Source organism: Neobacillus drentensis, assembly GCF_036962765.1.
GTDB lineage: Bacteria > Bacillota > Bacilli > Bacillales > Cytobacillaceae > Neobacillus > Neobacillus drentensis_C.
The window spans coordinates 24382-32770 of record NZ_JBALOS010000053.1; the positions used below are offsets into that span (position 1 = coordinate 24382).

Below are 8389 nucleotides of genomic sequence, written 5' to 3' on the forward strand. Positions count from 1 at the left end.
CCCTTCTCTATCTACTAATAGGATATATCATTCTTTTATTGAAAAATAGCAATTGTTTAAAAGTTCCAACTTTTTTCTTAGGGCAGTCGCCATCACCTCTTTTTCGATTACATCCAAACAAAAATATAAGTTATGATATACTGGATTATATTTACTTTTCAGATAATTCAACTTACGATTAGAACATGAGATTTTCTTAAATCAAACGGGGGGATTCAGTTGAAATTTGACGTGATTGTGGTTGGTGCAGGTTTAGCTGGTTTAGTGGCAACGGCTGAACTTGCAGATGCAGGAAAAAAAGTACTGCTTTTAGATCAAGAACCCGAAGCCTCTCTCGGCGGTCAGGCTTGGTGGTCATTTGGTGGTTTATTTCTCATCGATTCTCCCGAACAAAGAAGAATGGGTATCAAGGACTCCAAAGAACTTGCCTGGCAAGATTGGTTAGGAGCAGCAGGCTTTGACAGAGAAGATGACGAGGATTATTGGGGAAAAAAGTGGGCAGAAGCTTATGTTAATTTTGCCGCAGGTGAAAAACGGGCATGGCTGTCAGGAATGGGGGTTCGTTTTTTCCCGGTTGTCGGCTGGGCAGAGCGTGGCGGTTATACCGCAGAAGGTCATGGTAATTCGGTCCCCCGCTTCCACATTGTCTGGGGAACAGGTCCCAGTCTTGTCAAGCCGTTTGAGGATCGAGTTAGACAAGCAATGAAGGAAGGACACGTCGATTATCGTCCCCGCCATCGTGTGAATGAATTAGTCATGGAAAATGGCGCCATTTGTGGGGTTAGAGGTGATATCCTCGTTTCAAGTACTGCAGCCAGGGGAGAAGCAAGTTCCCGGGAGGTAGTAGGAGAATTTGAGTTTCAATCATCGGCTGTTGCTGTAACAAGCGGCGGGATTGGCGGGAACCATGAACTCATCAGAAAAAATTGGCCGGAACGCCTCGGTAATGCACCGAAAAAGATGATCTCAGGAGTGCCTGAACATGTGGACGGAAGAATGCTTGGAATAACAGAGAAAGCCGGAGGACGAATTGTCAACCGCGACCGAATGTGGCATTATACCGAAGGAATTAAAAACTGGGACCCTGTCTGGCCTAACCATGGAATACGAATCCTGCCTGGTCCCTCCTCGATTTGGCTTGATGCCAAAGGACAGCGTTTTCCTGCGCCAAATTTTCCTGGGTTTGATACCCTGGGAACCCTTGAAGCAATAATGAAATCTGGTTACGACTATTCCTGGTTTATCTTAACGCAAAAAATAATTGAAAAAGAATTTGCCTTATCAGGTTCAGAGCAAAATCCTGATTTAACAGGAAAAAGTATCAAGAAAGTGTTAGCTCGTGTCCTACCTGGCCCTACAGCACCGGTTAAGGCTTTCATGGATAAAGGCGAGGATTTTGTGATTGCGAATACCCTGCCTGAGCTGGTAGATGGCATGAACAAACTAAGCAGTGACCATTTGTTATCGCTCGATGTGATTGAACGGCAGATTCTTGCTCGTGACCGGGAAATTGAAAATAAATTTACAAAGGACCTTCAAATTACGGCGATGCGTGGGGCCAGAAATTATCTTGGAGACAAATTAATAAGAGTTGCACCCCCGCATAGAATTCTTGATCCAAAAATGGGACCTTTAATCGCTGTTCGGTTAAACATTGTCAGCCGGAAAACCCTAGGCGGCCTGCAAACCGATTTATCCGGCAGAGTCCTTAATGCAACAGGAAAACCGGTCCCAGGGCTTTACGCAGCTGGAGAAGTTTCAGGTTTTGGCGGTGGCGGAATTCATGGCTACCGCTCGTTAGAAGGAACCTTTGTCGGCGGCTGTTTGTTTACAGGAAGACAGGCTGGACGTGCAATTGCTAAAGAATTATCATGAGTATGATGTTATTAAAGGAGGTGAGAATTTGTCTTCATTAGTTTTCATGGCACTTTATCGTCCGAAACCAGGAAAAGAGGAAGATTTGAAAGAAGTCCTTAAAGTACATATCCCAACCCTCCGAGAGGAAGAGTTAATTTCAAGCCGAGAATTATTAACACTTCAAGCTGCGGATGGGACTATCATTGAGATCGCTGAATGGCGGTCAACCGAGGCAATTGAAAAAGCACACCAATCCGCTAAAGTAATGGCTGTTTGGGATAAAATCGGTTCCTTGGCCGAATTAACAAGTCTTTCGACCCTTGCTGAAGCACAACAACCTTTTCCTAATTTTAAGCCTTTATAAGTTGATGTCGCCATACTGAATAAAACGCAAAAAGCAGTGAAATTTTCAAGTAAATGAAATTCACTGCTTTTTGTTTGAGGATATACACTGTTCGTTCTTTCTAACCGGCCATCATTTCTAAAGCACTATGATGTCCTAAAAAACTACCAATCCCTTAATTTGTAAACACAAATTCCGTTCTACTTCCCGTCTGATCGGCCCTGACTTCGAGTCTGACGTCAATACGTTCTTTCAGTTCAGGAACATGCGAGATAATACCAACTAAGCGGCCGCTGCTTTGAATATCCATTAATGCCTCAATTGCCTGATCCAAGGACTCAGGATCCAACGTACCAAAACCTTCATCGATGAACATTGTTTCTAATGATACCCCGCCGGCATAATTTTGAACGACATCAGCCAGACCGAGTGCGAGTGATAATGAAGCTTTAAAGCTTTCACCGCCCGATAAAGTTTTGACATGTCGTTCCTGACCTGTATACTGGTCAAAGACAAGCAATTCCAAACCGCTTTGAGCATTCCCTTTGGAACGGTCTGTTTTTCTCAACAATTGGAAACGGCCAGAGGTCATTTTTCTTAGGCGTCCATTTGCTTCTCGTAAAATATCATCCAAGAATGATGCCAAAACGTATCGTTCAAAGGTAACCCGAAAGTTATTTTGGCCTTTGGCGATTTCATAAAGATGTCCAATTAACTTGTATCGTTCTTCTAGGACCTTCATTTGTTCATTCAAACTTTCCACACGGCTGTATATTTCTTCGTTATCCCGTTTTTTTACAAATAGATTCGTGTGTTGTTGATTAAGAGCCTCGATATCGCTAGTAATTTTCTCTACCTCGAGCTTCAGTCCATCAACATCAGGTGTTTTCACGTCAATTAAACGATCCGTTAATTCTTTCAAACGGTCAGAAACCGAACGTAACTCTTCACGATAATTGCGGATTGCTGCTTCAAGACTGTTCATTTCTGGTTCAGACCGTTTAGATTCAGCATAGGTGCCGTATTTTTCAAAGCCCTGCTCGGATAGTTTATGAACAAAGATTTCTCTTTCCGCGTCGAGTTCCTGTTTTTTAGTCGTGTGATGGTTCTGAGCATCTAGTAATCTCGCTGATTCATTTGACAGTTTTTCTTTAACCTGCTGTAACCGCTGCTGGGCTTCTTCCAACTGTTTCACCAGCACTTCGTGTCGGTTTTTAGAAGCCAATAGGGCTTTTTCGTATTCCTCTTCTGAACGAAGATTCTCTGGAATAACGTTCATCATCCGTGAAAGATTGGTCATTTTTTCAGTGAATTGTACTGTTAAGTCATTGATCAGAACAGAAACCTGATGAATCGCATTTTGTACATTTACTTTTTCAACTTCTCTTTTTTCAATTTCAATCTTAACTTTATCATGCTGCTTAATCTGGTTCGCAAGCTTTTCTTGAGATTGGACAAGCCGGTTCTTAGCTGTAACGGCCTCAGTTTTAATAATAGCTAATTGATCAGCTGTAAAATCGGCTCTGAATGAACGTATTTCTCTAATGATTTCCTCTACAGCTTCCTTTTGTGCTGCTTCTGTTGACTGACTTTGGTAAAAGGCAGCTTCATCTGCTGACTTTTCTTTTTCCCATTTGTCCCTTTGAGCCTTCGCTGCCTTTATTTCCTCTTCAGTTGGAATACTGTCATCATGTTGGCGGGCTGGGGATGGATGGTGCTCTGATCCACACACAGGACAGGCTTCACCCGATTGAAGCTTAGCGGCTAATATCGCAGCCTGCCCATGCATCCACTTACCCTCTAATTGTTCAACCATTGCTCTAGCATCTGTATATCTAGCAGTAGTATTTTCATAGCGCGCAGTCATTGAACTTAAATTTTTCTCGGCTTTTTGAAGACGAACCAGCAGCATTTCGTATTTTTCAAAACGATCAAGCTCAGACTTCAATTTATCTATTTTTCCTTCGTTTTCCAAATAGATAAGTTTCCCTTTTTCAATCTCTTCCTTTTGCTTTTTAAGGTTAGCTATTTGCGTGTCTAGTTGTTCAAGGATTGTTTCTGACTGACTTTGCTTTTGTTTCGCTGCTTTTAATTCAGCATCCTTCTTATGTGTTTCTTTTAAGAAAGCAGCAAATGAATAGACATCCTCTCTCATATTGACTAATCGATTCACTTCAGCAAGGGCTGCCTGGCGTTCCTCATCTCGTTCAAGCTCCTTTTGAAGATGGTGTTCATGCTGTTGTAAAAGTCCATTCAATTTCTCAATTTCTGTCAGTATCGATTTCAGATTTCCGTCAAGTTGATCAACTTCGCGCTTTAAACGGTGACATAATTCTTCTTGTTTTGCTAAAAGAGCAGCCTTATGGGCACGTTGGACCTGCTTTTCTTTTTCGTTAAATATTTCTTCTTGAGATAAAAGGCTTGCCTTTTGCCCTTTTAATTCCTCTTGCATTTGCAGCTGTTTTAATAGTCCCTCTGCTTCAATAAGCTGGCCCTTAAGTTTGTCCTCTTCTAGTCTTTTTGCTTTTAATTGTAGGTTAAGTTGCTCTAACTCTTTACTCATACCCGCAATCTCGGTTTTTAGAAGTGGCATGATGATCGTATCATTCACACTATCTGCATCCAAATATTCACGTAGTTCTTCATTGGTGAGTGCTTGAATGCGGCGAATCTGTTCATTTCTTGCCTGGACCTGGTCCTCAACTGACTTTTTCAAGTCAGTTGCTTCAGCCTTTAATTTCTCTTCGACCATTTTATATATTTGAGTGTGGAACAGCCGCTGTAAAATCAGTTCTTTATCCTTACTATCTGAAGTAAGGAGTTTACGGAATTCTCCCTGGGGAATCATTAATATTTGCCGGAATTGATTCGCATCTATCAGCATAATTTCCTTAATTTTTTCCTCAACATCACTGATTTTGGAGGCGAGCAGTTTCTTTTCGCCATTTTCTGTCCACATATATAGCTCAGCTTTGGCACCTATTTGTGTATAGCCTTCACCTTTGTCTTTCTTCTTTAACTGCTGCGGAGACCTTGTAATGGAATAAGCTTTATTACGAAGGGAAAAATCTAGAGATACCTCGGTTAACAACTCATCTTTGGCAAACTGGCTGCGGAGATCGGGACCATTGCGATCTTCTCCACTCGCCTTTCCATAAATCGCATAACTGATTGCATCAAATATGGTGGTTTTTCCGGAACCGGTTTTTCCGGAAATAACAAACATCGTCCGATTTCCTAGTGACGTAAAGTCGATTTCTTCGTTTCCTGCATAAGGGCCGAAAGCTTGCATCGTCAGTTTTAACGGTTTCATTTCACCCCCTCCTCCGTTAGCACTTTTTCAATTACCTCTATCATTGCTGCTTTTTTATCATGGGAAAATTCTGAGGTTGTCATTTCTGTGTAGAATTGTTCAAACAATTCCATCTCTGACTTTTTCTCACTTCGGATTGAAGTGAATGATTGTTTTTTCTTCAAATCGGTTATATCCAGTTTTCGTTCAAGATGGAGGACATTTGGATACACTTGACGCAACTTGTTAATAGGATCAATTAAGGCTCCTTCATCCAATAAAGTGATTTTTAAATAATCGTCGACTGCTTCTTTTTCATAAAAATAAGGGTCAAGTAATTCATCAAGATGCCCTTCTAATTCACGCATATCATGTTTAGGTGTAAGCGAGCGGTAGCGGTGCGTAAAATTACCTTTATCATCCATTTCAATAATTGAAATAGACTTATTTTGTTTGGCTTCCGAGAATGAATATTTTAAGAGCGAACCTGAATATTTCACTTTTTTATGGTTAATGGCATCCGGACTGTGTAAGTGACCAAGTGCTGTATAAGAAAAGGGTTCAAACAATTCAGCACCAACACAACCAGAACCGCCTACAGATAAGACCCGCTCAGAATCAGACGTTTGCCCTCCTAATACAAAGGCATGTCCAACCAAAACATTGGGCTCATTAGGATTTAGGTTTTCCTCCATTTTTCCAATCAGTGCTTTCATCGCTTCTTGATGGGAATGGATAGAATCATCCTCAAGTAATTGACGAACTACCCCTGGCTCAGCATAGGGAACAAGATAAAAATTTACACCATTTATACGCACTGGAGTAAAGCTGTTTGTTAATTTTCCTGATAAATAAAATTGGCTGTGCTTATACCAGGAGCTTCCAAAGGAAAGCCTTTCTGCACTATCATGGTTTCCGGCAATCGCCACAACCGGTGTTTTTAAATCCACATTCATTTTAAAGAGCATCTCATCGAGTAATTCCACCGCATCGGTAGGCGGTACCGAACGATCATATAGGTCCCCTGCAATGACAACCGCATCCGGCTTTTCTTCCGCAACGACTGCCACAAATTGCTCAAGTACTTCACGCTGATTCTCTGTCATGTAGACCCCATGAACTAGTTTCCCTAAATGCCAATCAGCTGTATGGATAAATTTCATCTGCTCACCCCTATTTATTATTCTGCATGTTTCCAATACTACTATTATAGCAAAATACAAATAGAAATGACGGTGGGAATGCAAGCAGATTACTGGAATTTTGGGTATTTTACACTAGATTGTAGATTCATAACGGTTCTTAATATGCAAAAAACAGCCCGGAACATTGTCCGGGCTGTTATAGTAGTTTACAAAATTATTTTTTAGTTACGTTAGCAGCTTGTGGTCCACGAGCTCCTTCAACAACTTCGAAAGAAACTTCTTGACCTTCTTCTAAAGTTTTGAAACCTTCTGTTTGGATTGCAGAGTAATGAACGAATACGTCGTTACCATCTTCAGCTTCGATGAATCCAAAACCTTTTTCTGAGTTAAACCATTTTACTTTACCGTTTTTCATTTTTGTTGCCTCCTAGTGCGTATCCACACAACGTATTACTATCCTTGCTCTCAGCGATCATCAAGAAGAAAAGTGAAAATTCTATCCTTTACACCGAACAAAAATAATTCATTTTTAGAATATCAATTTTTAATATCATTTGCAAGAGTACGTAGTGTGCGGTTGCCGCAGCAACCACTTATTAAAATCTTACACCCGTTACTTCAATAGAATTAACTGGTCAAACTGTTCACCTATAATTCAATAAAATAAAATTGTTATGCAGCTCCCTTTCATTAATTGATATCCTGATTGCTAAGTCTTTAGTTCGTAAAACAAAATCTTTGACACCTATAAATTCTGATTCAGCAATCAAATAGAATTGTGTTCCCTTTTTTAACCCTCTAAAATTATTCTTTAGCTTATATACCTTCATGATCTTACCTAGTTACTCCCCATAATCTTTATTAAATCTGACATATACACAGTATCGCTTTTATAAGTCTACCAGCATTTACAAAAATTCCAGTTATGAATCTTCAATTAGATTAATATCTTATTCCAGCAGTAAAAATACATATGTATGTGTTAAGCTATATCAAAACTAAAACGTAATAACAATTGGTTCTGAAAATACGCTCCCATTAGTTTCTGTAATGGTTATTAAAAAAGAAGAAGCTGTAACCACTAAGAAAAAGTCAACAATGAAGGCAGTTGTTAAATATTTTTATTTAGCTATTCACTTTTAAATTCGAAAATCTCATCAACAGCTTGTTGATACCCTCCAGATTTTTGAAAGGATTCTCTAATATTTGCAACAGTTTTATGGAAAGATGGGTGGTTTAACACATGATCTACGGCTTCACGTAGTTGATTTGCAGTCAAGTTTTGCATTTGTAATTTCATACCGGCTCCAATATTGGTAACTTGCCCGGCAATTATCGGCTGATCCGCGCTTTGTGGGATTACAATTAGCGGAACCCCGTAATAGAGACCTTCATTGGTACTGTTCATTCCACCATGTGTGATAAATAATTTTGTGTATTTCAGCACATCAGTTTGTGGAACATAATTTTTAACAATGAAGTTTTTAGGAATCTCCCCTAAATCTGATATTTGAACTTTTTCCCCAATAGACATGACAACGTCATGATCAGTGTTCCCCAATGCCTTAAAACAAAGCTTATAGAAATCAATTGCTTGGTTAAAGACAGTACCCAGTGAAATGTAAATCAGTTCTCTCCCCTTGATTGCAGTTAGGTCGAAGTTTTCTTGCGTTGGTCGTAAAGAGATGGATGGACCTACAAATTTGTAAGTATGGTCAAACGTTTCTCCAAAGGGTTGAAACTCTCTAGTTG

The 8389-nt window shown here is 40.1% G+C and carries 6 protein-coding genes; 2 read left to right on the forward strand and 4 right to left on the reverse strand.

The features are described from left to right. Positions 1–219 precede the first annotated feature (219 nt). Both V7137_RS08600 and V7137_RS08605 read left to right on the forward strand, forming a co-directional pair. Positions 220–1875, forward strand: a complete 1656-nt coding sequence (locus V7137_RS08600) for an FAD-binding dehydrogenase (RefSeq protein ID WP_335697698.1) — start codon at positions 220–222, stop codon at positions 1873–1875. A 28-nt stretch (positions 1876–1903) separates the two neighbouring features. After that, complete coding sequence (locus tag V7137_RS08605; protein WP_335697699.1) at positions 1904–2221, forward strand: putative quinol monooxygenase; 318 nt, start codon at positions 1904–1906, stop codon at positions 2219–2221. A gap of 154 nt (positions 2222–2375) precedes the next feature. Here V7137_RS08605 and V7137_RS08610 read toward each other — a convergent pair whose 3' ends face one another. The 4 genes from V7137_RS08610 to V7137_RS08625 all read right to left on the reverse strand — a co-directional run. Next, positions 2376–5513 (reverse strand): SMC family ATPase, encoded by a 3138-nt coding sequence (locus V7137_RS08610; RefSeq protein ID WP_335697700.1) that lies wholly within the window; start codon positions 5511–5513, stop codon positions 2376–2378. Beyond that, positions 5510–6655: an exonuclease SbcCD subunit D gene (locus V7137_RS08615; RefSeq protein WP_335697701.1), complete on the reverse strand. Its 1146-nt coding sequence runs from the start codon at positions 6653–6655 to the stop codon at positions 5510–5512. Before V7137_RS08615 ends, V7137_RS08610 begins: the two co-directional genes overlap by 4 nt. A gap of 196 nt (positions 6656–6851) precedes the next feature. Then, positions 6852–7052 carry a cold-shock protein gene (locus V7137_RS08620; protein ID WP_007083969.1) on the reverse strand — a complete coding sequence of 67 codons (201 nt, stop codon included), beginning with the start codon at positions 7050–7052 and terminating at the stop codon, positions 6852–6854. Between the two features lie 714 nt (positions 7053–7766). Then, positions 7767–8389: nucleotide disphospho-sugar-binding domain-containing protein (locus V7137_RS08625; protein ID WP_335697702.1), on the reverse strand; the 623-nt coding region annotated here is incomplete at its 5' end.

Bases quoted from the DNA above. Each gene is read 5' to 3' on its own strand.
- V7137_RS08610 (WP_335697700.1), bottom strand. From the start codon at position 5,513: ATGAAACCGTTAAAACTGACGATGCAAGCTTTCGGCCCTTATGCAGGA.
- V7137_RS08615 (WP_335697701.1), bottom strand. From the start codon at position 6,655: ATGAAATTTATCCATACAGCTGATTGGCATTTAGGGAAACTAGTTCAT.
- V7137_RS08620 (WP_007083969.1), bottom strand. From the start codon at position 7,052: ATGAAAAACGGTAAAGTAAAATGGTTTAACTCAGAAAAAGGTTTTGGA.